Source organism: Pseudomonas sp. S2_H01 (assembly GCF_054668305.1).
The window spans coordinates 610,427-635,469 of record NZ_CP162756.1 but is presented as its reverse complement, the minus strand read 5'-3'; the positions used below and the strand labels follow the sequence as shown (position 1 = coordinate 635,469).

The 25,043-nt window shown below is 59.2% G+C and carries 21 protein-coding genes and 3 tRNA genes; 19 read left to right on the top strand and 5 right to left on the bottom strand.

Annotated elements, in window-relative coordinates:
* Positions 1–109: 109 nt before the first annotated feature.
* A complete protein-coding gene (locus tag AB4N84_RS02850; protein WP_074757168.1) occupies positions 110–577 on the top strand; it encodes a DUF1289 domain-containing protein in 468 nt (155 codons plus the stop codon).
* 38 nt (positions 578–615) lie between these two features.
* On the opposite strand, the gene AB4N84_RS02845 is transcribed toward AB4N84_RS02850, so the two are convergent.
* Positions 616–1,497: a universal stress protein gene (locus AB4N84_RS02845; protein ID WP_460045183.1), complete on the bottom strand. Its 882-nt coding sequence runs from the start codon at positions 1,495–1,497 to the stop codon at positions 616–618.
* Positions 1,498–1,692: 195 nt separating this feature from the next.
* On the opposite strand from AB4N84_RS02845, the gene AB4N84_RS02840 reads away from it, so the two are divergent.
* The 5 genes from AB4N84_RS02840 (at position 1,693) to AB4N84_RS02820 (ending at position 7,699) form a co-directional block, all read left to right on the top strand.
* Positions 1,693–2,301 carry a MiaE family protein gene (locus AB4N84_RS02840; protein WP_460045181.1) on the top strand — a complete coding sequence of 203 codons (609 nt, stop codon included), beginning with the start codon at positions 1,693–1,695 and terminating at the stop codon, positions 2,299–2,301.
* A gap of 547 nt (positions 2,302–2,848) precedes the next feature.
* Positions 2,849–3,322 (top strand): MarR family winged helix-turn-helix transcriptional regulator, encoded by a 474-nt coding sequence (locus AB4N84_RS02835; protein WP_074757162.1) that lies wholly within the window; start codon positions 2,849–2,851, stop codon positions 3,320–3,322.
* On the top strand, positions 3,319–4,815 hold the full coding sequence (locus AB4N84_RS02830) for an efflux transporter outer membrane subunit (protein ID WP_460045179.1): 1,497 nt from the start codon (positions 3,319–3,321) through the stop codon (positions 4,813–4,815). Before AB4N84_RS02835 ends, AB4N84_RS02830 begins: the two co-directional genes overlap by 4 nt.
* Positions 4,816–4,825: 10 nt before the next feature.
* Entirely contained in the window at positions 4,826–6,103 is a 1,278-nt protein-coding gene (locus tag AB4N84_RS02825; protein WP_460045178.1) for an HlyD family efflux transporter periplasmic adaptor subunit, read from the top strand.
* Positions 6,104–6,166: 63 nt separating this feature from the next.
* Positions 6,167–7,699 carry a DHA2 family efflux MFS transporter permease subunit gene (locus AB4N84_RS02820; RefSeq protein ID WP_074757156.1) on the top strand — a complete coding sequence of 511 codons (1,533 nt, stop codon included), beginning with the start codon at positions 6,167–6,169 and terminating at the stop codon, positions 7,697–7,699.
* Positions 7,700–7,861: 162 nt separating this feature from the next.
* On the opposite strand, the gene lpxH is transcribed toward AB4N84_RS02820, so the two are convergent.
* On the bottom strand, positions 7,862–8,626 hold the full coding sequence (lpxH, locus tag AB4N84_RS02815; RefSeq protein WP_460045177.1) for a UDP-2,3-diacylglucosamine diphosphatase: 765 nt from the start codon (positions 8,624–8,626) through the stop codon (positions 7,862–7,864).
* Positions 8,623–9,126, bottom strand: coding sequence for a peptidylprolyl isomerase (locus AB4N84_RS02810; protein ID WP_074757367.1), 504 nt, complete (start codon positions 9,124–9,126; stop codon positions 8,623–8,625). The genes lpxH and AB4N84_RS02810 overlap by 4 nt, the downstream gene beginning before the upstream one ends.
* A 270-nt stretch (positions 9,127–9,396) precedes the next feature.
* Here AB4N84_RS02810 and AB4N84_RS02805 point away from each other — a divergent pair, with 270 nt between their 5' ends.
* Both AB4N84_RS02805 and cysS read left to right on the top strand, forming a co-directional pair.
* Positions 9,397–11,097 (top strand): glutamine--tRNA ligase/YqeY domain fusion protein, encoded by a 1,701-nt coding sequence (locus tag AB4N84_RS02805; protein WP_074757152.1) that lies wholly within the window; start codon positions 9,397–9,399, stop codon positions 11,095–11,097.
* A 9-nt stretch (positions 11,098–11,106) separates the two neighbouring features.
* Entirely contained in the window at positions 11,107–12,489 is a 1,383-nt protein-coding gene (gene cysS / locus AB4N84_RS02800; RefSeq protein ID WP_460045176.1) for a cysteine--tRNA ligase, read from the top strand.
* Between the two features lie 132 nt (positions 12,490–12,621).
* Here cysS and AB4N84_RS02795 read toward each other — a convergent pair whose 3' ends face one another.
* Entirely contained in the window at positions 12,622–14,475 is a 1,854-nt protein-coding gene (locus AB4N84_RS02795; RefSeq protein WP_460045175.1) for a sigma-54-dependent Fis family transcriptional regulator, read from the bottom strand.
* A gap of 340 nt (positions 14,476–14,815) precedes the next feature.
* On the opposite strand from AB4N84_RS02795, the gene AB4N84_RS02790 reads away from it, so the two are divergent.
* From AB4N84_RS02790 to AB4N84_RS02765, 6 genes are all read left to right on the top strand, one after another.
* Positions 14,816–15,910 (top strand): ABC transporter ATP-binding protein, encoded by a 1,095-nt coding sequence (locus AB4N84_RS02790; protein ID WP_460045174.1) that lies wholly within the window; start codon positions 14,816–14,818, stop codon positions 15,908–15,910.
* Positions 15,910–17,040: an ABC transporter ATP-binding protein gene (locus AB4N84_RS02785; RefSeq protein ID WP_460045173.1), complete on the top strand. Its 1,131-nt coding sequence runs from the start codon at positions 15,910–15,912 to the stop codon at positions 17,038–17,040. The genes AB4N84_RS02790 and AB4N84_RS02785 overlap by 1 nt, the downstream gene beginning before the upstream one ends.
* Complete coding sequence (locus tag AB4N84_RS02780; protein WP_074757142.1) at positions 17,033–17,899, top strand: carbohydrate ABC transporter permease; 867 nt, start codon at positions 17,033–17,035, stop codon at positions 17,897–17,899. The genes AB4N84_RS02785 and AB4N84_RS02780 overlap by 8 nt, the downstream gene beginning before the upstream one ends.
* Before the next feature lie 10 nt (positions 17,900–17,909).
* The gene (locus AB4N84_RS02775; protein WP_074757140.1) at positions 17,910–18,728 is read left to right on the top strand and encodes a carbohydrate ABC transporter permease; all 819 of its coding nucleotides are present in this window, start codon (positions 17,910–17,912) and stop codon (positions 18,726–18,728) included.
* 11 nt (positions 18,729–18,739) lie between these two features.
* The gene (locus AB4N84_RS02770) at positions 18,740–19,012 is read left to right on the top strand and encodes a DUF2160 domain-containing protein (protein ID WP_296262550.1); all 273 of its coding nucleotides are present in this window, start codon (positions 18,740–18,742) and stop codon (positions 19,010–19,012) included.
* Between the two features lie 156 nt (positions 19,013–19,168).
* Complete coding sequence (locus AB4N84_RS02765) at positions 19,169–20,974, top strand: ABC transporter substrate-binding protein (RefSeq protein WP_460045171.1); 1,806 nt, start codon at positions 19,169–19,171, stop codon at positions 20,972–20,974.
* A 59-nt stretch (positions 20,975–21,033) separates the two neighbouring features.
* Here the strand turns inward: AB4N84_RS02765 and folD are convergent, their stop codons facing one another.
* Positions 21,034–21,888, bottom strand: coding sequence for a bifunctional methylenetetrahydrofolate dehydrogenase/methenyltetrahydrofolate cyclohydrolase FolD (folD, locus tag AB4N84_RS02760; RefSeq protein ID WP_074757134.1), 855 nt, complete (start codon positions 21,886–21,888; stop codon positions 21,034–21,036).
* A gap of 308 nt (positions 21,889–22,196) precedes the next feature.
* Between folD and AB4N84_RS02755 the strand changes: the two genes are divergently transcribed.
* The 5 genes from AB4N84_RS02755 to clpP all read left to right on the top strand — a co-directional run bounded on the left by AB4N84_RS02755 (position 22,197) and on the right by clpP (position 24,970).
* A tRNA-Arg gene (locus AB4N84_RS02755) sits at positions 22,197–22,273 on the top strand.
* 61 nt (positions 22,274–22,334) lie between these two features.
* Positions 22,335–22,410: transfer RNA gene (locus AB4N84_RS02750), tRNA-His, on the top strand.
* Between the two features lie 58 nt (positions 22,411–22,468).
* Positions 22,469–22,553, top strand: a tRNA-Leu gene (locus AB4N84_RS02745).
* A gap of 373 nt (positions 22,554–22,926) precedes the next feature.
* On the top strand, positions 22,927–24,237 hold the full coding sequence (gene tig, locus AB4N84_RS02740) for a trigger factor (protein ID WP_460045170.1): 1,311 nt from the start codon (positions 22,927–22,929) through the stop codon (positions 24,235–24,237).
* Between the two features lie 91 nt (positions 24,238–24,328).
* On the top strand, positions 24,329–24,970 hold the full coding sequence (gene clpP, locus AB4N84_RS02735) for an ATP-dependent Clp endopeptidase proteolytic subunit ClpP (RefSeq protein ID WP_460045169.1): 642 nt from the start codon (positions 24,329–24,331) through the stop codon (positions 24,968–24,970).
* Positions 24,971–25,043 lie beyond the last annotated feature (73 nt).

Here is a 25,043-nt window from a genome sequence, read left to right as displayed (position 1 = left end):
GGCAAAAAAAAAGTAAAGGTAAGTTAGACCCTACATCTTCGGGGGTGTACCCCGTTAGACAAAGGGCTAACATGCGGGCTTGTTTCGTCCGCCGCCGTGTTTTTCCACCATGTCCAATCACGTGATCAAGACGCCCTGCGTGGGCTTGTGTTCCACCGTCTACGGCGACCTGGTGTGCCGGGGCTGCAAGCGCTTCCACCATGAGGTGATCCACTGGAACGGCTACAACGAGGACGAAAAGCGCGCGGTCTGGTTGCGTCTGGAGCAGTTGCTGGTGCAGGTGATGGCGGCCAAGGTTGAAGTGTTCGATGCTGGCAAGCTGCGCCAACAGCTGGAGCTGCGCAAGATCCGCTTCGTGCCGCAGCAGTCTGAGTATTGCTGGGCGTACCAATTGATTGCCCGCGGTGCGCGGGTCATCAATCAGCTGGAGGCTTATGGCATGGTGCTGTTGCCCGAATTTCGTGACTGGCCGCTGCCGGATCTGCGCGATGCCATTGATCGGGAATTCTTCCTGCTGTCCGAGGCGCATTATGAGCGCTACATCGCCCCGGGATTTCTGAAGGATGCGATCGGCTGAGTCCCACGGCCTTTCGGGCAGCAGCCTTTCGCGGCAGGTCAGTCGCGAGCCAGCCCCTCTTCGCTCTTGAGCACCAGCACGTCACTTTCCAGAGAATCCAGCACCACTTCGGCGGTATTGCCGATCAGCGCGCCGGAGATGCCCGTGCGCCCCACGGTGCCAATGACCGTGACGGCCGCTTTCAGGTGGTGCGCGGTAAAAGGAATCAGCACGTCCGCCGGCCCCTCGGCAATGTGCAAATGCGCGTCGTCGATGTTGAATTCGGTCTGAAAAACCTTGCACTGCTCACGGTATTGGCCTTCCACACTCGACGACAACTGATACACAGGATCAGCAGCCGACAGCAGGGGAGACGGGTGGGCGGCAATCACGTGCAGGTCTATCCCTGTGATCTGAGCGAGGTGGTGGCCATGCTGGATGATGCTGTAATGCAGGGCGCTGTGCTCGCCGTCGGGATTCCCTACATCCACGGCCGCCAGCACCGCCGAACCTTTCCAGGGGCGATCGGTTTTAACCATCAGCACCGGGCAGGGGCAGTAGCGCAGCAACTTCCAGTCGGCGGGCGTCAGCAGGGCACGCTTGAGCGTGCTGTCGGGAAAGTGCTGTTTGATGACCAGGTCCGAGCCTTCGGCCTGCTGCACCTTGATGATGGTCTGATGAGCGCTCTCATGCCATTCCTGTTGCGCGGTGACATTGAAGTCTTCCGCCTGCAAGTCATGCTTCAGGGTTGCGAGTAGCTCGGAATGGTCGAGCTTCTTGTCGCAGATCAGCAGATGCAGGCTGGGCTCCTTAATGTCGGGGTTCGACTTCGACTTCGCTGCGTTAGCGATCAGACACGCCCGTCGCATCGCCAGGCTCTCGACCTTGTCCGTTTCCGCGCTGGGTTCGATGATGACCAGAATTCGGCGAATCGATTGCATGAGCTGATCTCCCTGGAGTATTTCCATGAAGTGTTCGACCGCCTGGGTGCCAGGACTGTTCGATGACTTAACTATAGTTGCCCGTCGTCATTCGTCGCGTTGATCGCGGTCATGCTTTTTCCGGCCAAAGACACTGGTCCTGTGCCGCAGCGCCCGTATAATGCTGCGCCTTGTCATCCATCCAGTTGTGAAACCATGCAGATTTACCCAGAAGTCGACGCTTTCCTGCTTTGCCCCACCCCTGACAGCTGGGTTCAGGCCGCGTTGCAGAATCTGGATATTTTGCTGATCGACCACGCCAACAATGAAAAGAAGGCCGCCGGCGCGGCGTTTCAGTTCATGTTTCAGTACAACGACAAATTCGATCTGCTGGCCAAGATGTCGCGCCTGGCCCGTGAAGAGTTGCGTCATTTCGAGCAAGTGATCGGCATCATCAAGAAACGTGGCATCCCGATGGCCAACATCAGCTCGGCCCGGTATGCCGGTTCGCTGCGCAAATTGGTGCGCAACCACAACCCCTATCGCCTGACCGATGCGCTGGTGGTCGGTGCTATCGTCGAGGCGCGTTCATGCGAAAGGTTTGCCGCGCTGGTGCCGCACCTGGATGCCGACCTGTCGAAGTTCTACGCCAGCCTGCTCAAGTCCGAAGCCCGGCACTTTCAGGACTACCTCAAGCTCGCCTACCTGTATGGCGATGAGAAGGACGTCGACGCCAAGATCGAAGAAATCCGCCTCGCCGAGCGCGAGCTGATCGAAAGCCCTGACGAGGACTTTCGCTTTCACAGCGGTGTGCCTGCGCTGTAACGCCGTTTTCGCCACGCTGACGCCCATAACACTGCCGAACGCCGGCTCCCATAGGCGCTGCGCCAGCCGCGAATCCAGATTACGCCGCGATAACTGTAGGAGACGTCCGAGGTTACGAGGGCAGCGAACGCGATGGGTCAGTGATGAACATGTCGGATGACCCACCGCATTCGCCAGCAAGCTCGCTCCCACAGAGGTTCTGCCAGCCGCGAATCCAGATTACGCCGCGATAACTGTAGGACGTCCGAGGTTACGAGGGCAGCGAACGCGATGGGTCAGCCAATGGTGATGTCGGCTGGCCTGATGCCTTCGTCCGAACGCGGCCCGCACCAAGCCGGCTCCTACAGGTCGCAGTCTTTCGCAACGCCTTGTCGGCAGGCCTGACACCACCCCTCCAGAGAACCGAATTCGCCACCTCCCGCCACCGATCCGGGCGACCACGTTCGTCAGGAACTCTGCATCCTAAAAATTGTTTCATTGTGTGTTAGCTGCTTAGGCAGTAATATTCGGGCCATTCACTGCCTAGGCAGATAATTGGTGACTATCAATGGTTCATTTCACCCCTGAACGTTTTAATGAAAGCTTCCTCGGCATGCTCCTCGGCCGAGCCGAACAGCTGAAAAACCGCATCCTCGACAAGCACCTGGAACCTCACGACGTCACTGCTCAGCAGTTCAAGGTGCTGGTGATCATCTCCAGGTTCAACGCCGACACCCCGGCCGAGCTGTGTCGTTCGCTGTCACTGGACAGCGGTTCCATGACCCGCATGCTCGATCGTCTTGAGCAGAAAGGGCTGTTGGTCCGCACACGCTGCGAGTCCGATCGTCGTCAGGTGCGGCTGGTGCTGACCGAGTCGGGCCAGGCGCTTTCCGACCTGTTGCCGCACGTCGGCGCGGCCGCGATGAACGAGATGGTCGGCGTGCTGGAAGACAGTGAACTGGCCACGCTGGAAAAGATCCTCACCAAGATTCTGGTGGCCTCGGCTGACTCCATCACACTCGCCCGGTTGGCAGGAAAATGAACATACGACCCAAACAGGGCTCGGCCCTGCGCACTTCATTGAGCCTGGTGTTTGTCGCGCTGGTCATGGCCGGTTGTGCGAACTCCAAAGGCCTGAACACAGAAGGCGTCGGCATCGATGCCAACAGCCTGCAGGCCGGACAGAGCCTGCAAGGCGTCAACCTGTCGCCGGCCGCCTGGCCCAAGCGCGACTGGTGGACCAGCCTCGGCGATCCACAACTCAACGGTTTGATCACCGAAGCGCTGCGCGACAGCCCGGACATGCAGATCGCGGCTGCGCGCACCCATCAGGCAACTGCCGCCGCCTATGGCGCCGATGCCGAACGCATGCCGACCGTCGACGCCAGTGGCAGCGTCAGCCGCTCGCGTCTGGCGCGGGATCAGGACCCGCTCGGGCAGGGTGGCCGTTACAGCACCCTGCGCAGTCTGGGCGCGACCTTCAATTACAACTTCGATTTGTGGGGCGGCCAGCGGGCGGCCTGGGAAGCGGCATTGGGCCAGGCTCGTGCCACCGAGATCGACCAGCGGGCGGCGCAGTTGACCCTCGCGGCCGACGTCGCCCGCGCCTACAGCGACCTTGGCCAGGCCTACGTGGTTCGCGATCTGGCCGCTGAAGACCTGAAGCGCACCCGGCAATTGCTCGAACTGGGCGCCCGTCGCTTCAAGTCCGGCATCGACAGCGAATACCAGTATCAGCAGACCGAAAGTCTGGAAGCCAGCTCCCGGGAATCCCTGGCCGACGCCGACAAGCGCCTGCGCACCGCGAAAATTTCCCTTGCCGTGTTGATGGGCAAAGGCCCGGATCGCGGTGAAGAGCTCGCTCGGCCCTCAGTCTTGAAACCGGCTGTGGTGCAATTGCCGTCAACGGTGCCAGCCGAACTGCTCGGTCGCCGACCCGATCTGGTGGCGGCACGCTGGCGGGTTGAAGCGGCAAGCAAAAACATCGACGTCAGCAAGACCAACTTCTATCCAAACCTGAACCTCAGCGCGTCAGCAGGCGTTGAATCCCTGCTCGGCGATGCGATGTTCGGCTCGGCCAGCCGTTTCTTCAATGTGGCGCCGACCGTTTCGCTGCCGATTTTCGATGGCGGCCGTCGTCGCGCCGATCTGGATGCGCGGGACGCCGATTACGACCTCGCGGTGGCGCAGTACAACAAAAGCCTGGTGCGCGCGCTGGGAGACGTGAGCGACAACATCGGTCAGCTGCGTTCGATCAGCAGCCAGATCGACGCGCGCCAAGAGGCGACCGACGTCATTCAGAAGTCCTACAACACCGTCGTTCAGCGTTACTCATCGGGCATCGGCAACTACCTCGATGTGCTGTCCGTCGAGCAGCAATTGCTGCAATCGCAACGCCAACTGGCTGATCTCAACGCGGAACGAATCGATCTTTCGATCCAGTTGATGCAGGCCCTGGGGGGAGGCTTCGAGGACAGCAAGCCCGGCGAAAACGCCGCCCCGGCCGTCCCGTCAACTGCATCGCTGACCCATTAAGGTAATCGTCATGGCCACTGCCACTACCGAAAACAACACTGCAAACGAACAAAAAGCCCCCGAAGGTCAGCAACAGGCTGGCCAGGGCCAAGCGTCCCAGAATCAGTCGGGCCAACCCGGCCAGCCGCAGAAAAACCCGCGTAAGCGCAAACTGCTGCTGATCGGTCTGGCGGTCATCGTGATCCTCGGCGGCCTGGGTGTCTGGGCCTGGTACGAAGTCTATGGGCGCTGGAGCGAAAGCACCGACGACGCCTACGTCAATGGCAACGTGGTAGAAATCACGCCGCAGGTGACGGGCACGGTCGTCAGCATCGGTGCGGACGACGGCGATCTGGTTCGCGAAGGCCAGGTGCTGGTGCAGTTCGACCCCAATGACTCGGAAGTCGCGCTGCAGAGCGCCGAGGCAAATCTGGGCAAAGTCGTGCGTCAGGTGCGCGGTCTGTACAGCAACGTAGACGGCATCAAGGCGCAGTTGGCGGCCCAGCGCGCCGAGGTGAAGAAGGCGCAGGACAACTACACCCGTCGTCGCAACCTGGCGGCGGGCGGGGCGATTTCCCAGGAAGAGCTGTCCCACGCCCAGGATGACTTGACCAGTGCGAAGAACGCCCTGAACAACATCCAGCAGCAATTGGAGACCAGCACCGCGTTGGTCGACGACACCAGTGTTGCCTCGCACCCGGACGTCAAGGCGGCGGCTGCTCAGTTGCGTCAGGCGTACTTGAGTAATGCGCGCAGCACGCTGATTGCGCCCGTTACCGGTTATGTGGCCAAGCGCACTGTGCAATTGGGTCAGCGAGTGCAGCCGGGTACTGCACTGATGGCGGTCATTCCCTTGGATCAGCTGTGGATCGACGCCAACTTCAAGGAAACCCAACTGGGCAAGATGCGCATCGGTCAGCCGGTGGACATCGAAGCGGACCTGTATGGCAGTGACGTGAAGTACAGCGGCACCGTGGACAGCGTGGGCGCCGGCACGGGCAGCGCCTTTGCGTTGTTGCCCGCGCAGAACGCCACCGGTAACTGGATCAAGATCGTGCAGCGCGTGCCGGTGCGGATTCACATCAATCCGGACGAACTGGCACAACATCCGCTACGCATCGGCCTGTCCACTGTGGTCGATGTCAACCTGCACGACCAGAGCGGTCCGGTACTGGCGCAGCAGCCACCCAAGCAGGCGTCCTTCACCACGGACGTGTACGTCAAGCAACTGGCTGAGGCCGACACCTTGATCAACCGTCTGATTCACGAAAACAGCGCCTCCGCTTCCGGCAAGACCGCCCAGCGCTGATTCGCCGATCCATCAGCTCCGGCGTGATCGCCGGAGCCATTTTCGAGTGTCAAAGGATTCGCGATGAGTAACAACGCTCCCGCTTCTTTTACGCCGCCCAGCCTGTTGTTGACGACCATCGGTCTGTCGCTGGCGACGTTCATGCAAGTGCTCGACACCACCATCGCCAACGTCGCACTGCCGACGATTTCCGGCAACCTGGGGGTGAGTTCCGAGCAAGGCACCTGGGTCATCACCTCGTTTGCCGTGAGTAACGCCATCGCCTTGCCGCTGACGGGCTGGCTGAGCCGGCGCTTTGGCGAGGTGAAGCTGTTTATCTGGGCCACGATCCTGTTCGTGATGGCGTCGTTCCTGTGTGGTATTTCCACCTCGATGCCGGAGCTGGTGGGCTTCCGTGTCCTGCAGGGCGTGGTGGCAGGGCCGCTGTACCCGATGACCCAGACGCTGCTGATTGCGGTTTATCCCCCGGCGAAAAGGGGGATGGCACTGGCACTGCTGGCGATGGTGACGGTCGTTGCGCCCATCGCCGGGCCGATTCTCGGCGGCTGGATCACCGACAGCTACACCTGGCCCTGGATCTTCTTCATCAACGTGCCGATCGGGTTGTTCGCCGCATTCGTGGTGCGTACGCAAATGGCGGCTCGCCCCGTGACCACGAGCCGTCAGCCGATGGACTACGTGGGACTCATCACCTTGATCATTGGTGTGGGTGCTCTGCAGATCGTGCTCGACAAAGGCAATGACCTGGACTGGTTTTCGTCGAACTTCATCATCATCGGCACGGTGATCTCGGTAATCGGTCTGGCGGCGTTCGTGATCTGGGAAATGACCGACGAGCACCCGGTGGTGAACCTGCGCCTGTTCGGTTTCCGAAACTTCAGGGTCGGCACGATCTGTCTGGTGTTGGGGTATGCGGGGTTCTTCGGCATCAACCTGATCCTGCCTCAGTGGTTGCAGACGCAGATGGGGTATACGCCGACTTATGCAGGCCTTGCGGTGGCGCCGATCGGGATTCTGCCGGTGTTGATGTCGCCGTTCGTGGGACGTTACGCCAACAAGTTCGACCTGCGCATATTGGCGGGTCTGGCGTTTCTCGGCATCGGCATGAGCTGTTTCATGCGCTCGGCGTTCACCAGTCAGGTGGATTTCGAGCACATCGCGCTGGTGCAGTTGTTCATGGGCGCAGGCATCGCGTTGTTCTTCATGCCGACCCTGAGCATCCTGTTGTCGGACCTGCCGCCTTCACAGATTGCCGACGGCTCGGGCCTTGCGACCTTCCTGCGTAACCTGGGTGGCAGCTTCGCGGCCTCGTTGACGACCTGGATCTGGATTCGCCGGGCCAACATGCACCATGCGTACCTGAGTGAAAACGTGAACACCTACGAGTCGACGACGCGGCACGCGCTGGACACACTGGGCGGGGCGAGCAATCAGGCGTATGCGCAGCTTGACGGGATGGTGACCAGCCAGGCCTACATGATGTCCACGGTGGACTACTTCTACATGATGGGCTGGCTGTTCATGGCGCTGATCCTGGTGATCTGGATGGCCAAACCGCCGTTTGCCGCGAAAGCCGGGCCCGGCGCAGGGCACTGATAGGGTTCCCGGGGATGCAACGGATGTGATGACGTTCGGGAATCTCCTGTGGGAGCGAATTCATTCGCGATAGGTTCCAACCGCCATGGAGATCTGTCGGCTGTGCCGCCGTCTCGCGAATAAATTCGCTCCCACAGGTTTGCACCAGACGATCAACTGCGTTCAATCCTGGCTTTGTGAATGCCCAATCGCCAAAGGCGCCTGGGGCACGAACCCGAACGAGGTCAGCTGAAAGCCCTGTTCGTCGACCTGCAACGTCCAGCCCTCGCGGTCCCAGTCGCCCAGCACAATGCGTTGAGCGGTCTGGTCGCCGATCTGCAATTTGTGCAGGGCAGGGCGGTGGGTGTGGCCGTGGATCAGCGTTTTGACGCCGAACTCGGTCATGATCCGCGGGACTTCTTCGGGGGTCACATCAACGATGTCGTTGGCTTTCATGCGGGTCTGCGCGCGGCTTTCGCTGCGCAGCTTGCGCGCCAGTTTATGGCGGCTGCTCAAGGGCAGGTGACGCAGAACCCATAAAGTCAGTGGATTGCGCAGGTAGCGGCGCATGCGCATGTAGGCTTCGTCGCGGGTGCACAGGCTGTCGCCGTGCATCAACAACACCGGTTCACCGTTGAGTTCAACCACGCTCGGGTCGCTCAACAAGGTGCAGCCAGCGGCTTTGCAAAAAGCCTTACCGATCAAAAAGTCGCGATTGCCATGCATCAGGAACACCTGCGTGCCGCTGTCGCTCAAAGCGCGCAGGGCCTCGCAGATCGAGCGCTGGAAGGGCGACATCGCGTCATCGCCGATCCAGGCTTCGAAAAAATCTCCGAGGATATATAGCGACTCGGCGCCACGGGCGCGGTCAGTCAGTAGATCCAGAAACGCCCGGGTAATGTCCGGGCGTCCTTCTTCCAGATGCAGATCGGAGATCAGCAGTATCACTCAACGATCTCTGCTTTCTCGATGATCACGTCATCAGCAGGAACGTCCTGGTGGCCAGCCTTGGACGTGGTGGCAACGGCCTTGATCTTGTCGACGATGTCCTGACCTTCGATCACTTCACCGAAGACCGCATAGCCCCAGCCCTGAACGGTCTTGGCGCTGTGGTTCAGGAAGCTGTTGTCAGCAACGTTGATGAAGAACTGCGCGGAGGCCGAATGCGGCTCCATGGTACGGGCCATGGCCACCGAGTACTTCTTGTTCGGCAGGCCGTTGTCGGCTTCGTTCTGGATGCTTGGGCGCTTGTCTTTCTTCTCTTTCATGCCTGGCTCGAAACCGCCGCCCTGGATCATGAAGTTGCCGATAACGCGGTGGAACACCGTATTGGTGTAATGACCGGCATTAACGTACTCAACGAAGTTGGCGACCGTGATCGGCGCTTTTTCGGCGTTCAGTTGCAGGACGATTTCACCGTGGTTGGTGGTCAGTTTTACTTTGGACATGTGCGAGTCGCTCTTTTGGAATTCGTGGTTGGACGTGTCGATCGCGGCCTGCAGCGTAATAAATGCCGACGATTTCACCCAGACGCGCAGTTTACAGAGGCTAGTCGCTTAACGGGTAGTCGCTGTTAAGTCGCCGCCTCAAATGACCGATGGCGTATCTCGGCAGTTTTGTCACTGCGCGCTGTCAGGGGCTTGACAGGTTCGGCTATGATAGGCGCTTTGATTTATTCGGCCTACCCTGGCCAAGACTGTCAGGTTTTCAAGGATCCTATGAGCAAGCCCACTCAAGACGCTAATGCCAACACCAAGGCAGGCCCTGCAATTCCCACCAACTTCCTGCGCCCGATCGTGCAGGCAGACCTGGATTCGGGCAAGCACACCAAGATCGTGACCCGTTTCCCGCCGGAGCCCAACGGCTACCTGCACATCGGTCATGCCAAGTCGATCTGCGTCAACTTTGGTCTGGCTCAGGAGTTCGGCGGTGTCACGCACTTGCGTTTCGATGACACCAACCCGGCCAAGGAAGACCAGGAATACATCGACGCGATCGAAAGCGACGTCAAATGGCTGGGCTTCGAATGGTCCGGTGAAGTGCGTTATGCCTCGCAGTATTTCGACCAGTTGCACGACTGGGCGGTCGAGCTGATCAAGGCTGGCAAGGCTTATGTCGACGACCTGACCCCTGAGCAGGCGCGCGAATACCGTGGAACCCTGACCGAGCCTGGCAAGAACAGCCCGTTCCGCGAGCGCAGCGTCGAGGAAAACCTGGACCTGTTCGCCCGCATGAAAGCCGGTGAGTTCGAGGACGGCGCCCGCGTGTTGCGCGCCAAGATCGACATGGCGTCGCCGAACATGAACCTGCGCGACCCAATCCTGTACCGCATTCGTCACGCCCATCACCACCAGACCGGCGACAAATGGTGCATCTACCCGATCTATGACTTCACCCACGGGCAGTCGGATGCCATCGAAGGCATCACGCACTCGATCTGCACCCTGGAGTTCGAAAGCCATCGTCCGCTGTACGACTGGTTCCTGGATAACCTGCCGGTGCCGTGCAAGCCGCGCCAGTACGAATTCTCGCGCCTGAACCTGAACTACACCATCACCAGCAAGCGCAAGCTCAAGCAACTGGTCGATGAGAAACACGTCAATGGCTGGGACGACCCGCGCATGTCGACCCTGTCGGGCTTCCGCCGTCGTGGCTACACCCCGGCGTCGATCCGCAACTTCTGCGAAATGATCGGCACCAACCGCTCAGACGGCGTGGTCGACTTCGGCATGCTCGAATTCAGCATCCGTCAGGACCTGGACCACAACGCGCCGCGCGCCATGTGCGTGCTGCGTCCCTTGAAAGTGGTGATCACCAACTACCCGGAAGACAAGGTCGATCACCTCGAACTGCCGCGTCATCCGCAGAAAGAAGAACTGGGCGTGCGCAAGCTGCCGTTCGGCCGTGAAATCTACATCGACCGCGATGACTTCATGGAAGAACCGCCAAAAGGCTACAAGCGTCTTGAGCCTAACGGTGAAGTGCGCCTGCGCGGCAGCTACGTGATCCGTGCCGACGAGGCCATCAAGGACGCCGACGGCAACATCGTCGAGCTGCGTTGCTCCTACGATCCGGACACCCTGGGCAAGAACCCTGAGGGCCGCAAGGTCAAAGGCGTGGTGCACTGGGTGCCTGCGGCGCAAAGCGTTGAGTGTGAGGTGCGTCTTTACGACCGTCTGTTCCGTTCCGCCAACCCTGAGAAAGCCGAAGATGGCGCCAGCTTCCTGGACAACATCAACCCCGACTCTCTGCAGGTACTCACCGGTTGTCGTGCCGAGCCTTCGCTGGGCGACGCACAGCCGGAAGACCGTTTCCAGTTCGAGCGCGAAGGTTACTTCGTGGCTGACATCAAGGACTCCAAACCTGGTCATCCGGTATTCAACCGTACCGTGACCCTGCGTGATTCCTGGGGTCAATAAGGAATAGCCGTGCTTTCTATCTACAACACGCTCACCAAGAGCAAAGAAGTCTTCAAGCCTCTGGATGGCAACAAGGTGCGCATGTACGTCTGCGGCATGACCGTGTACGACTACTGCCACCTGGGCCACGGCCGCAGCATGGTCGCGTTCGATCTGGTCACGCGCTGGCTGCGTTTCAGCGGGTATGACCTGACCTACGTGCGCAACATCACCGACATCGACGACAAGATCATCAATCGCGCCCGTGAAAACGGCGAAGCGTTCGATGCCCTGACGGCGCGCATGATCGATGCCATGCACGAGGACGAAGCGCGCCTGAACATTCTCAAGCCGGACATGGAGCCGCGTGCCACCGACTACATCGGCGGCATGCACGACATGATCCAGAGCCTGATCGATAAAGGTTATGCCTACGCGCCGGGCAATGGCGACGTGTACTACCGCGTCGGCAAGTTTCTGGGCTACGGCAAGCTGTCGCGCAAGAAGATCGAAGACCTGCGCATCGGCGCGCGGATCGAAGTCGATGAAGCCAAAGACGATCCGCTGGACTTCGTGCTCTGGAAAGGCGTCAAACCGGGCGAACCCAGCTGGGAATCGCCATGGGGTCCGGGCCGTCCGGGCTGGCACATCGAATGCTCCGTGATGTCCACCTGCTGCCTGGGTGAGACGTTCGACATTCATGGCGGCGGCAGCGATCTGGAATTCCCGCACCATGAAAACGAAATTGCCCAGAGCGAAGCGGCCACCGGCAAGACTTACGCCAACGCCTGGATGCACTGCGGCATGATCCGCATCAATGGCGAGAAGATGTCCAAGTCCTTGAACAACTTCTTCACCATCCGCGACGTGCTGGATAAATACTCTCCGGAAGTGGTGCGTTATCTGCTCGTGTCGAGCCACTACCGCAGCGCGATCAACTACTCCGAGGACAGCCTGAAAGAGTCGAAGGGCGCGCTGGAGCGTTTCTACCACGCGCTCAAAGGCTTGCCGGTTGCCGAGCCTGCCGGCGGCGAAGCGTTCGTGGAGCGTTTCTCGGCGGCCATGAACGACGACTTCGGCACGCCGGAAGCCTGCGCTGTGCTGTTCGAGATGGTGCGCGAGATCAACCGCCTGCGCGACAGCGATGTCAACGCCGCAGCCGGTCTGGCGGCGCGTCTGAAGCAACTTGCCAGTGTGCTCGGTGTGTTGCAGCTCGAGGCGGACGACTTCCTGCGTGCGGGGGCCGAAGGTCGTGTCGACGCGGCGGAAGTGGAGGCGCTGATTGCCGCGCGTCTGCAAGCCCGCGCCGACAAGAACTGGGCCGAATCCGACCGCATTCGCGACCAGCTCACCGCCATGGGCGTAGTGCTGGAAGACGGGAAGGGCGCAACGACGTGGCGGTTGGCGGATTGATCCTCACCGCCTGACACATCAGCGCCTGTTATACCGATTCGCGAATGAATTCGCTCCCACAGGTTGATCGCATTTCAACTGTGGGAGCGAATTCATTCGCGATGACGTCGGGCCGAACGCTGCCCCTCCCGATCAGAACCCCTGCTCACGCAACCGCTTGTACAGCGTATTGCGGCTAACCCCCAAACGCTTGGCCAGCTGCGAAATATTCCCTCCGGCCGCCTGCAACAGCTCGTTCAATTCCTCCGGCGTATCCAGCGCGGCCCTGCGGTTGAACGGGGTCTCCTGCTCGTTTTGCTCGGCGTCCATGTCCAGATCGGCGAAGAAATCCTCCGGTAAATGCTCGGTGGAGATCGGCTGATCGTCGGCCAGTGCCAGCGCGACCTGAATCACGTTGCTCAACTGCCGCAAGTTGCCCGGCCAGGGATGACGCTCGAACAACGCCAGGACCGATGGCTCGAAGCCCGCCGTCTGTTGCGGTTCGCGATGCTGCTCCCAGATCGCCTGGACCAGCGCGGCCTTGTCGGTCCGTTCCCTCAGCGGCGGGAGTTCAAGGTTAAGCCCGCTGATGCGGTAGTAGAGGTCCTGACGGAAACGGCCGCTCTGCACCTGTTCGCGCAATGAGCAGTGCGTGGCGGAGATGACCCGGATATCCACCGGAAACAACTCGCTGCTGCCCAGCGGCTGAACGCAGCGCTCCTGCAACACCCTCAAAAGGCGCGCCTGAACGGGGAGGGGCATGTCGCCGATCTCGTCCAGAAACAACGTGCCTTTGTCGGCCTTGCGAATCAGCCCGATGCTGCCTTTATGGTGGGCCCCGGTAAACGCCCCTTTTTCGTAACCGAACAACTCGGCCTCCACCAACTCGGAAGGAATGGCGGCGCAGTTCACCGCGATCAACGGTTGGTCAGCCCGCGAACTGGCGTGGTGCAGGGCTTTGACGAACACCTCTTTGCCCGCGCCGGTCTCTCCGAGGATCAGCAGCGGAACGTTTTTCTCCAAGAGACGCTGCGCCTGACGCGCTGCTCTTTCGACCTTCTCATCCCCATGGCTCAACCCGCTAAACGCCGAGGAACCAACGCTGGGTTCGGCTTTTTTCGGCGTCTGCACGGTCCTGAATTTCAGCACCGGTGCCTTCGGCCGCTTGATCAGGCAATGAAAGCGGTTATGCCCCGACGCCTGGAGGGGAAACGCTTGGCCTTCCTGCTGATCCAGCAGATGGGCAATCGGCGCCTTGAACAGGTCTTCGATATTGGCCCGCAACAGGCTGACCCCCAGCAGGTTGTCGGCGCGGCGGTTGGCGCAGAGGATGCGGCCGCTTTCATCGAACACGAGCAGGCCCGCCCACTGACTGTCGAGGTTGTTCAGGCCGGTGTTGAAGGTCAGCTGAAAGTGCGTGTGCTGGAACTGGTCGAGGATCAGGCGGTTTTCGATGGTCTGGCTCATCATCTTCACCATCCCGAGCGTGTGGGAAGGCGGCAGGAAGCTGTCGCTGGACACATCGAGCACCGCGATCATGCGCCGCGACGCATCGAAAATCGGCGCGGCCGAGCCGGTCATGAAGCGGTTGGCCTTGAGAAAGTGTTCATCGTGTTCAATGTGAACGGCCTGTTCACAGGCCAGCGCCGTACCAATGGCATTGGTGCCTACACCCTGCTCGAGCCAACTGGCGCCGGCGACGAAGCCCATTTGCTGAGCCGGTTCTACAAAGCGCTTGGTGCCCCAGGAGTTGAGCACCTGGCCTTGCTGGTCGGCCAGAAGAATCAGGCAATTGGAGTTGCTCAGGATGTTTTCGTAGAACGGCAGGACCTGCTGATGGGTGGTCTGCACCAGCGAGTGATGCCGTTCCAGCAACTGCGAAACCTGTGGTTCCGGCAAGCGGCCGAAAGCAGGGCGTGACTGATGGTCAAGGCCGAACTCGCGGCAACGGGCCCAGGAGTCCTGAATGATGGTGTCGTGAGCGATGGATGCGCCTGGTGTGGCCATGAAAAGGCTCCGTCCGAGTTCTTTTATTGTTTTTGGGATACGGCTTTGGCAGAGCATCCGTGCTCGAAACGTTCACCCATTGTTGTTCAGGATTGTTCAAAGTCAATGTTCATTTTGTTCAGGTGTTCAGTATTTTCTGTTCACTTATGTTCAGCAACGAATATGGTTTTGTTCCGCCAGACGCGCTGATGGCTCTATCTCGGGCCTCTGGCCGAAGCGCGCGATAACGAACGTGGATTGGCACGATTGTCGCTATTCAACAACCGGTCGACGAATGTCATGACCTGAACACGCTACACCCTGAGCAACACCCTAATAAGAACAGATAAAAGGGCACGCCATGTCTCTCACGCTTGAGCACGTCAGCCGCGCAGTCGACGGTCAGATCTGGATCGATGATGCTTCGCTGAGCTTCGAACCCGGCTCATTCAACGTATTGCTGGGGCGCACCTTATCAGGCAAAACCAGCCTGATGCGCTTGATGGCCGGTCTGGACAAGCCAGACAGCGGCCGAGTACTGATGAATGGCAAAGATGTCACCCAGGTTGCGGTGCGTCATCGCAACGTCTCCATGGTTTACCAGCAGTTCATCAACTACCCGAGCATGACCGTTTTCGACAACATTGCCTCGCCCCTGCGTCAGGCGAAGATGTCGAAGGACGAAATCGAAAGCCGCGTGCGGGAAACCGCCAAGATGCTGCGGATCGAAAAATTCCTCACCCGTTACCCACTTGAGCTCTCAGGCGGTCAGCAACAGCGCACGGCCATGGCTCGCGCGCTCGTCAAGGACGCCGAGCTGATCCTGTTCGACGAGCCGCTGGTCAACCTCGACTACAAGCTGCGCGAAGAGCTGCGTCAGGAAATGCGCCAGTTGTTCGAGACCCGCAACACCATCGCGGTGTATGCGACCACCGAGCCCAACGAGGCCTTGGCGCTGGGCGGGACGACGACGATCCTGCACGAAGGCCGTTTGATCCAGAGCGGCAGGACGCCTGAGGTCTACCACCAGCCGAAAACCGTGCTCGCGGCCGAGCTGTTCTCCGAGCCGCCGATCAATCTCATGCCGGGCCGCATCGATGGCAACGAAGTGAGCTTCGCCAACTTCGTGCACTTCCCGCTGAACGTCGACCTGCGCACGATCGGCGATGGCGAATACGGCTTCGGCGTGCGCCCCAGCCACCTGAGCCTGGTGCCGTCCAACGACGACGACCTCGAACTGGCGGTGACCGTGGAACTCGCTGAAATCAGCGGTTCGGAAACCTTCCTGCATGTGCGCAACGAGCATTTTTCGCTGGTGCTGCACCTGCCGGGTGTTCACGAGTACGACGTCGATACGCCGATCCGCGTGTACATCCCGACTCATAAACTGTTCGTATTCGATCAGCAGGGCGGCCTTATTCAGGCGCCGGGCCTGCGCATGGCGAGGGTTGCCTGATGGCCGAGATCCGCTTGCAACAACTCGCACACAGTTACAGCGCCACGCCGAGCGGCCCTGAAGACTATGCCATTCGCGAGATGACTCACATCTGGGAGCAGGGCGGCGCTTACGCGTTGCTCGGCCCTTCCGGCTGCGGCAAATCGACGTTGCTCAACATCATTTCCGGCCTGCTCAGCCCGTCGGAAGGCAAGGTGATGTTCGACTCCACGGTGGTGAACGACATGTCGCCCGAGCAGCGCAACATTGCTCAGGTGTTCCAGTTCCCCGTGGTCTACGACACCATGACGGTGTACGACAACCTCGCGTTCCCATTGCGCAATCAGGGCATGGCGGAAGCGAAGATTCAGACCAAGGTGCAGGAAATCGCCGATGTCCTGGACCTGCAACCGCTGCTGAAGAAAAAGGCCAAGGGCCTGACCGCTGACGAAAAGCAGAAAGTGTCGATGGGACGCGGTCTGGTGCGTGACGACGTTTCGGCGATTCTGTTCGACGAGCCATTGACCGTGATCGACCCGCACCTGAAGTGGAAGCTGCGGCGCAAACTCAAGCAGATCCACGAGCAGTTCAACATCACCATGGTCTACGTCACCCACGATCAGCTGGAGGCGTCGACCTTCGCCGACAAGATTGCGGTGATGTATGGCGGCCAGATCGTGCAGTTCGGCACGCCGCGCGAGCTGTTCGAAAAGCCGCATCACACGTTTGTCGGTTACTTCATCGGCAGCCCCGGCATGAACCTGATCGAGGTCAAGCCGCAAGCGGGAGGCGTGGGGTTTGGCGGCATTCATCTGCCGTTGTCGGACGCCTTGCAACAGCGTCTGGCGGCCACCCAGTGGAAGACGCTCAAGGTCGGGATTCGTCCGGAGTTTGTACACGTCTGGGACGGTCCGTTCGAAGACGCCATGTGCGCCGACGTGACCTACGTCGAAGACTTGGGCACCTACAAGATCCTCACCCTGAACCTGGCCGGACAATCGCTGAAAGTCCGCCTGCCGGAAGACAAGCCCGTGCCGCAAGGCCAGGCCTGGATCAGTTTCCCGTCCCAATGGCTGATGTTGTACGCCGACGAATTTCTGCTGGAAGCCGACGCGAATCAAGCCTCGGCCAGCGAGGTGCCCCATGAGTAAGGTGCAGAACAACAAAGCCTGGTGGTTGGTGCTGCCGGTGTTTCTGCTGGTGGCGTTCAGCGCCATCATTCCGATGATGACCGTGGTCAACTATTCGGTGCAGGACATTTTTGACCAGTCCAGCCGCTACTTCGTCGGCACCGACTGGTTCAGGCAAGTGCTGCAGGACCCGCGCCTGCATGACTCGCTGCTGCGTCAATTCATCTATTCGGCGTGTGTGCTGCTGATCGAAATCCCGCTGGGCATCGCCATCGCACTGACCATGCCGACCAAGGGCCGCTGGTCTTCCGTGTGCCTGATCGTCATGACCATTCCGCTGCTGATCCCTTTCAACGTGGTCGGCACCATCTGGCAGATCTTTGGCCGTGGCGACATCGGCCTGTTGGGCTGGTTTCTCAATAACGTGCTGGGCATCAGCTACAACTACGCCGCCAATGCGTCGGATGCCTGGGTGACGGTGCTGATCATCGACGTCTGGCACTGGACCTCGCTGGTGGCGTTGCTCTGCTACTCGGGTCTGCGCGCGATTCCGGATGTGTACTACCAGGCGGCCCGTATTGACCGGGCCTCGAACTGGGCGATTTTCCGGCACATCCAGCTGCCGAAAATGAAAAGCGTGCTGCTGATCGCGGTGATGTTGCGGTTCATGGACAGCTTCATGATTTACACCGAGCCGTTCGTGCTCACCGGGGGCGGTCCGGGCAACTCAACGACCTTCCTCAGCCAGACCCTGACCACCATGGCGCTGGGGCAGTTCGACCTGGGGCCGGCGGCGGCATTCTCGCTGGTGTATTTCCTGATCATTCTGTTGGTGTCGTGGGTGTTCTACACCGCGATGACCCACGGCGAAAAGAACTGAGGAGCGGCTCATGAACAAGCGCGAAAAGCTGCCGTGGAAAAAAATTGTGCCGTTGTGGATCTACCTGCTGTTTCTGCTGGTGCCGATCTACTGGCTGGTGAACATGTCGTTCAAGACCAACACCGAAATCCTTGGCGGTCTGACCCTGTTTCCGCAGGATTTCACCTGGGCGAACTACAAAGTCATCTTCACCGATGAAAGCTGGTACAGCGGCTACATCAACTCGCTGTACTACGTTTGCCTGAATACCGTGATATCGCTGAGTGTGGCTTTGCCAGCGGCTTATGCGTTTTCACGCTATCGTTTCCTCGGCGACAAGCACCTGTTCTTCTGGTTGCTGACCAACCGTATGGCGCCACCGGCGGTGTTTTTGCTGCCGTTCTTCCAGCTCTATTCGTCCATCGGCCTGTTCGACACCCACATCGCCGTCGCCTTGGCGCACTGCCTGTTCAACGTGCCGCTGGCGGTGTGGATTCTTGAAGGGTTCATGTCCGGTGTACCGAAGGAGATCGACGAAACGGCCTACATCGACGGTTACAGCTTTCCCAAGTTCTTCGGCAAGATTTTCATCCCGTTGATTGGTTCGGGCATCGGGGTGACAGCGTTCTTCTGCTTCATGTTTTCCTGGGTCGAGCTGTTGCTGGCGCGCACCCTGACATCGGTCAACGCCAAGCCGATCGCCGCCGTCATGACGCGTACGGTGTCGGCCTCGGGGATCGACTGGGGTGTGCTCGCGGCAGCGGGGGTGTTGACCATCCTGCCGGGCATGCTGGTGATCTGGTTCGTTCGTAATCACGTGGTCAAGGGTTTTGCCCTTGGTCGTGTCTGAGGAGTCGAAAAATGGAGTGGATGTCCTGGACACTGCCGACCGCCATTTTCTTTGCGTCCATCGCTGCCATCCTGGTTGCGATGACCGTCTGGGAGCTGCGCTCGGCGAGCATTGAACGTCGCGGTTTTCTGCCGATTGCCACCACCCGTGGCGACCGGTTGTTCATCGGTCTTCTCGGAAGCGCCTACCTTCATCTGCTGGTGATTGGTGCAACCGACTGGAGCATTTGGGTCGCCTCAGGGCTGTCCCTGGTTTGGTTGTTGGTGGTAATGCGTTGGGGTTGAAGGTCTGAAACGCGTTCTGGTGTAGGAGCGCGCTTGCCCGCGATTGCGGTCTGTCTGCGAACGATGCGTCAACGGGCACTCCCCATCGCGGGCAAGCGCGCTCCTACAAAGCAAAGGCAAAGCAGGAATACATAAGAATCAACACTGGAGGTGTCTATGTTCAATAAGAAAAACAAGCTGCGACATAGTGTGACGGTAGCAACGATGGTGATGCTCAGCGGATTGAGCGTTTCGGCATGGGCCGATCAGTATGAAGACGCAGCCAAGAAGTGGGCGGTCAGCGAATTCAAGCCGACGACCCTGTCCGACGCTGACCAGCTCAAGGAACTGGAGTGGTTCATCAAGGCTGCCGAACCGTTCCGCGGCATGGACATCAAGGTGGTTTCCGAAACCTTGACCACCCATGAATATGAATCGAAAACCCTGGCCAAAGCCTTCACCGAAATCACCGGCATCAAAGTGACCCACGACCTGCTGCAGGAAGGTGACGTCATTGAGAAGCTGCAGACGGCCATGCAGTCCGACAAAAGTATCTATGACGGTTGGGTCAACGACTCCGACTTGATCGGTACCCATTTCCGTTATGGCAAGGCGCTGTCCCTGACCGACCTGATGGCCAGCCCCGAAGGTGCAAAAGTCACCTCGCCTACGCTGGACATCAAGGACTTCATCGGCACCTCGTTCACCACCTCGCCTGAAGTCAAAGATGCCTCGGGCAAGGTCATCACCCCGGCCAAACTGTATCAACTGCCAGACCAGCAGTTCGCCAACCTCTACTGGTTCCGTGCCGACTGGTTCGAGCGTCCTGACCTGAAAGAAAAATTCAAAGCCAAATACGGCTATGAACTGGGCGTTCCGGTGAACTGGTCGGCGTACGAAGACATCGCCAAGTTCTTCAGCGAAGACGTCAAGGAAATCGACGGCAAGAAAGTCTATGGCCACATGGACTACGGCAAGAAAGACCCGTCGTTGGGCTGGCGCTTCACCGATGCCTGGTTCTCCATGGCAGGCAGCGGCGATAAAGGCTTGCCGAACGGCCTGCCGGTGGACGAGTGGGGCATTCGCGTAGAGGACTGCCATCCGGTCGGTTCGAGCATCACCCGCGGTGGCGACACCAACGGCCCGGCCGCTGTGTACGCCACACAGAAATACATCGACTGGCTGAAGGCCTACGCACCGCCTGAAGCGGCGGGCATGACCTTCTCCGAATCGGGTCCGGTGCCGTCTCAGGGCAACGTCGCTCAGCAGATTTTCTGGTACACCGCCTTCACGGCCGACATGACCAAGCCAGGCCTGCCGGTGATGAACGCCGACGGCACGCCGAAATGGCGGATGGCGCCTTCGCCTAAAGGCCCGTACTGGAAAGAAGGCATGAAGCTGGGCTATCAGGACGTGGGTTCGTGGACCTTCCTCAAGTCCACCGAAGAGAAGAAGCGTCTGGCGGCTTGGCTCTATGCGCAGTTCGTGACCTCGAAATCGGTGTCGCTGAAGAAAACCATCGTCGGCCTGACCCCAATTCGTGAGTCGGACATCAACTCCAAGGAGATGACCGCACTGGCGCCGAAACTCGGTGGTCTGGTGGAGTTCTACCGCAGCCCGGCCCGCGTGCAGTGGTCACCGACCGGCACCAACGTTCCGGATTATCCGAAACTGGCACAGCTGTGGTGGAGTCACGTGGCTGAAGCCGTCACCGGCGAGAAATCTGCGCAGGCAGCGCTCGACGGTCTGGCCAAGGATCAGGATGCAATCATGACCCGCATCGAGCGCTCCAAGGTCCAGGACGCCAGCGGCTGTGCGCCGAAGATGAACCCGGAGACCTCGGCTGAAGAGTGGTACACCAAGGCTGAGAAGAGCAACGGTGCATTCCTCGCGCCACAACGCAAACTGGCTAACGAGAAGCCGAAGGGCGAAACCATCGCGTACTCCGATCTCCTGAAGAGCTGGGAAGCCGCGAAGAAGTAAGCAGTAGCGGAACAAAAAACGGCACCCTCGGGTGCCGTTTTCGTTTGCGCTGTTTGTAATCAGCCGTGCAGGGTTTCTGCAGCGTACAGCGTGTTCTCAAGCAGGCAAGCGCGGGTCATCGGGCCTACACCGCCCGGAACCGGCGTGATCCAGCCGGCGCGGGGCAGGGCGGTCTCGTAAACCACGTCACCCACCAGTTTTCCATCGTCCTGACGGTTAATGCCCACGTCGATGACGATCGCGCCGTCCTTGATCCATTCGCCCTTGACCAGGCCCGGTTTGCCAGCGGCCACGACCACCAGGTCGGCACGGCCGACATGCCCGGCCAGATCCTGAGTGAAGCGATGGGTCACGGTGACGGTGCAGCCCGCCAGCAGCAACTCCATGGCCATCGGACGCCCGACAATGTTGGAGGCGCCAACCACCACCGCATCCTTGCCGTACAGGTCGACGCCGGTGCTTTCCAGCAAGGTCATGATGCCTTTGGGTGTGCACGGGCGCAGCAGCGGGATGCGCTGGGCCAGACGGCCGACGTTATACGGGTGGAAACCGTCGACGTCCTTGTCGGGACGAATGCGCTCCAGCAGGCTGGAGGATTCCAGGTGCTCAGGCAGCGGCAGCTGCAGCAGGATGCCGTCGATGGCCGGATCGTCATTGAGGCTGTCGATCAGATCGGTCAGTTCGGTCTGGGTGGTTTCGCTGGGCAGGTCGTAAGCGCGGGAGATGAAGCCGACTTCTTCGCAGTCTTTGCGTTTGTGCGAGACGTAAACCTGAGAGGCGGGGTCGCTGCCGACCAGAATCACCGCGAGGCCCGGCGTGCGCAGCCCTTGCTCGCGACGTTCGGCGACTCGTTGGGCGATCTGCTGGCGCAGGTTGGCTGCGATCGCTTTGCCGTCTATTAGTTTTGCAGTCATTACGCGTGATTAACCATCGGAAGGGAGGGAAAAAGAGCGCGCATTCTCGCATGACCTGACGCAAGGGCAAAGGCGGTTGGTCTGCTTAATAAGCTAACCCCTTTAATTAACTGAATTTTTTAGAAAAAAGTGTTGACGACCTTTCGGACCGTCTATAAGATTCGTCGCACTTGTCGGGCACAACCCTACACAGGATAAGCCGGAAGCGGTTGATCAGGTCGAAAGGTTGATTAAGTCAGGTAGAGTTCAGATCGGCTCAGCGTGATTGAAAGCTCTTAATTTGCCGTCGCAAGACGCAGATTAAATAAGCGCCCGTAGCTCAGCTGGATAGAGCATCCGCCTTCTAAGCGGATGGTCGCAGGTTCGAGTCCTGCCGGGTGCGCCATTAACGGCAGCTTTGGCACAAGTAGCATTCAAGTTGAATGCGTCGGTTACAACGCAATATGGTGGGCGTAGCTCAGTTGGTAGAGCACGGGATTGTGACTCCCGTTGTCGAGGGTTCGATCCCCTTCGTCCACCCCATATTCGAAGAAGGCGCCAGATGCATAATCTGGCGCCTTTGCTTTAAGCGCTTCAAAACGCGGATGTGGTGGAATTGGTAGACACACTGGATTTAGGTTCCAGCGCCGCAAGGTGTGAGAGTTCGAGTCTCTCCGTCCGCACCAGCTACAAACCCTGAGAAGTGCCATCAGCCTTCAACGGGATCGAAAAGCCGCCTAGTGCGGCTTTTTTTGTTTCAGCGTATTGGTTTCATGCTGGATCGAGCCTGTCATGCGGTCTTTGGCAGGCTCATCCGGAGTGTTTCCAGGGATTGGATCGACATTCGGTCGTGCTTCGCTTCCTTTATATAGGTACGCGTCAGGCGCGTTCCAGACCGCTTGTGAGGGTATAAACCTTCATCCTTTCTTCTCTGGTTGCATTCCACTGTATTTACCCTTGTTCAGTAGGGTGACTTCTTGAGTTTGACCCACTAGAATGCTTGCCCTTGATTCTGGGGTCGGAAACGGCCGGCTAACGTCTGTGCAACGAGGAATATCCATGCAAGTTTCTGTTGAAAACACTTCCGCTCTCGAGCGCCGCATGACCATTGGCGTGCCAGCTGAGCGCATCGAGACCGAAGTCAACAAGCGTCTGCAGCAGACCGCACGTAAAGCCAAGATCCCGGGCTTCCGCCCTGGCAAAGTGCCTATGAGCGTGATCCGCCAGCGTTATGAAGACGGTGCTCGTCAGGAAGCTTTGGGCGACCTGATCCAGGCGACCTTCTACGAAGCTGTCGTAGAGCAAAAGCTGAACCCGGCCGGCGCACCTTCCGTCGAGCCAAAAACCTTCGAAAAAGGCAAGGACCTCGAGTACGTCGCCACGTTCGAAGTGTTCCCTGAATTCTCTGTTGCCGGTTTCGAGTCCGTATCCGTAGAGCGTCTGTCTGCCGACGTCGCTGACTCCGATCTGGACAACATGCTGGAAATCCTGCGCAAGCAGAACGTCCGTTTTGAAGTGGCTGATCGTGCTGCCGAGAACGAAGACCAGCTGAACATCGACTTCGTGGGCAAGATCGACGGCGAAGCATTCGCTGGCGGCTCGGCGACTGGCACTCAGTTGGTACTGGGCTCGGGTCGCATGATCCCTGGTTTCGAAGAAGGCCTGGTTGGCGCCAAAGCGGGCGAAGAGCGCGTTCTGAACCTGACGTTCCCAGAGGATTATCAGAATCTGGAACTGGCTGGCAAAACCGCAGAGTTCACCGTTACCGTGAACACCGTGTCGGCACCGACCCTGCCTGAGCTGAACGAAACGTTCTTCAATCAGTTCGGCATCAAGGAAACCGGTATCGAAGGCTTCCGCACCGAAGTTCGCAAGAACATGGAGCGCGAGCTGCGTCAGGCCATCAAGTCCAAGGTCAAGAATCAGGTCATGGACGGTCTGCTGGCTGCCAACCCGATCGACGTGCCTAAAGCACTGCTGGAAAACGAAGTGAACCGTCTGCGCGTTCAGGCCGTTCAACAGTTCGGCGGCAACATCAAGCCTGATCAACTGCCGGCTGAGCTGTTCGAAGAGCAGGCCAAGCGCCGCGTAGAGCTGGGTCTGATCGTTGCTGAAGTCGTCAAGCAGTTCGACCTCAAGCCTGACGAAGCCCGCGTTCGCGAGCTGATCCAGGAAATGGCTTCCGCTTACCAGGAGCCTGAGCAGGTTGTGGCCTGGTACTACAAGAACGAACAGCAAATGAACGAAGTGCGTTCGGTTGTGCTGGAAGAGCAAGTTGTGGATACTGTTTTGCAGAAAGCGAGCGTGACCGATAAAGCGGTCTCGTACGAAGAAGCAGTCAAGCCGGTAGAAGCTCCACAAGCCGACTGATTTCTTTCTCTCGTTCGAAAACACCATAAGCCAGCCTTCGCGCTGGCTTATGCGTATTCAAGACATGACTATTTGGGAGTGAATGCGAGACATGTCCCGCAATTCTTATATTCAGCAGAACTCTGACATCCAGGCCGCTGGCGGCCTGGTCCCGATGGTTATCGAGCAGTCCGCCCGTGGCGAACGCGCCTATGACATCTACTCCCGCCTGCTCAAGGAACGCGTCATCTTCCTGGTCGGTCCGGTTGAAGACTACATGGCCAACCTGATCTCGGCGCAACTGCTGTTCCTTGAAGCGGAAAACCCGGACAAGGACATCCATCTCTACATCAACTCCCCTGGTGGTTCGGTGACTGCCGGCATGGCAATTTACGACACCATGCAGTTCATCAAGCCGGACGTGTCAACGACGGTCATGGGGCAGGCGTGCAGCATGGGCGCTTTCCTGCTGGCAGGCGGTGCCAAGGGCAAGCGTTTCGCGCTGCCTAACTCCCGCGTGATGATTCACCAGCCACTGGGCGGTTTCCAGGGGCAGGCGTCGGACATCGACATTCATGCCAAGGAAATCCTGTACATTCGCCAGCGTCTGAACGAGCTGCTGGCCTACCATACGGGCCAGTCTCTGGAAGCCATTGAGCGCGACACCAACCGCGACAATTTCATGAGCGCCGAACGCGCTGCTGAATATGGTCTGGTGGACTCGGTGCTCGACAAACGTCAAATGATCAAATGATTGCTTGATAGGCAGTAATCCCAGGCGGTCGGCACGTCCTTACCGCCTGCGGACTTGAAAAAGCCCGCAATTG

What these genes read in the sequence shown, in the direction of transcription:
- AB4N84_RS02850 (WP_074757168.1), top strand. Translation starts at nt 110, where the DNA reads ATGTCCAATCACGTGATCAAGACGCCCTGCGTGGGCTTGTGTTCCACC.
- AB4N84_RS02845 (WP_460045183.1), bottom strand. Translation starts at nt 1,497, where the DNA reads ATGCAATCGATTCGCCGAATTCTGGTCATCATCGAACCCAGCGCGGAA.
- AB4N84_RS02840 (WP_460045181.1), top strand. Translation starts at nt 1,693, where the DNA reads ATGCAGATTTACCCAGAAGTCGACGCTTTCCTGCTTTGCCCCACCCCT.
- AB4N84_RS02835 (WP_074757162.1), top strand. Translation starts at nt 2,849, where the DNA reads ATGGTTCATTTCACCCCTGAACGTTTTAATGAAAGCTTCCTCGGCATG.
- AB4N84_RS02830 (WP_460045179.1), top strand. Translation starts at nt 3,319, where the DNA reads ATGAACATACGACCCAAACAGGGCTCGGCCCTGCGCACTTCATTGAGC.
- AB4N84_RS02825 (WP_460045178.1), top strand. Translation starts at nt 4,826, where the DNA reads ATGGCCACTGCCACTACCGAAAACAACACTGCAAACGAACAAAAAGCC.
- AB4N84_RS02820 (WP_074757156.1), top strand. Translation starts at nt 6,167, where the DNA reads ATGAGTAACAACGCTCCCGCTTCTTTTACGCCGCCCAGCCTGTTGTTG.
- AB4N84_RS02810 (WP_074757367.1), bottom strand. Translation starts at nt 9,126, where the DNA reads ATGTCCAAAGTAAAACTGACCACCAACCACGGTGAAATCGTCCTGCAA.
- AB4N84_RS02805 (WP_074757152.1), top strand. Translation starts at nt 9,397, where the DNA reads ATGAGCAAGCCCACTCAAGACGCTAATGCCAACACCAAGGCAGGCCCT.
- AB4N84_RS02795 (WP_460045175.1), bottom strand. Translation starts at nt 14,475, where the DNA reads ATGGCCACACCAGGCGCATCCATCGCTCACGACACCATCATTCAGGAC.
- AB4N84_RS02790 (WP_460045174.1), top strand. Translation starts at nt 14,816, where the DNA reads ATGTCTCTCACGCTTGAGCACGTCAGCCGCGCAGTCGACGGTCAGATC.
- AB4N84_RS02785 (WP_460045173.1), top strand. Translation starts at nt 15,910, where the DNA reads ATGGCCGAGATCCGCTTGCAACAACTCGCACACAGTTACAGCGCCACG.
- AB4N84_RS02780 (WP_074757142.1), top strand. Translation starts at nt 17,033, where the DNA reads ATGAGTAAGGTGCAGAACAACAAAGCCTGGTGGTTGGTGCTGCCGGTG.
- AB4N84_RS02775 (WP_074757140.1), top strand. Translation starts at nt 17,910, where the DNA reads ATGAACAAGCGCGAAAAGCTGCCGTGGAAAAAAATTGTGCCGTTGTGG.
- AB4N84_RS02770 (WP_296262550.1), top strand. Translation starts at nt 18,740, where the DNA reads ATGGAGTGGATGTCCTGGACACTGCCGACCGCCATTTTCTTTGCGTCC.
- AB4N84_RS02765 (WP_460045171.1), top strand. Translation starts at nt 19,169, where the DNA reads ATGTTCAATAAGAAAAACAAGCTGCGACATAGTGTGACGGTAGCAACG.
- folD (WP_074757134.1), bottom strand. Translation starts at nt 21,888, where the DNA reads ATGACTGCAAAACTAATAGACGGCAAAGCGATCGCAGCCAACCTGCGC.
- tig (WP_460045170.1), top strand. Translation starts at nt 22,927, where the DNA reads ATGCAAGTTTCTGTTGAAAACACTTCCGCTCTCGAGCGCCGCATGACC.
- clpP (WP_460045169.1), top strand. Translation starts at nt 24,329, where the DNA reads ATGTCCCGCAATTCTTATATTCAGCAGAACTCTGACATCCAGGCCGCT.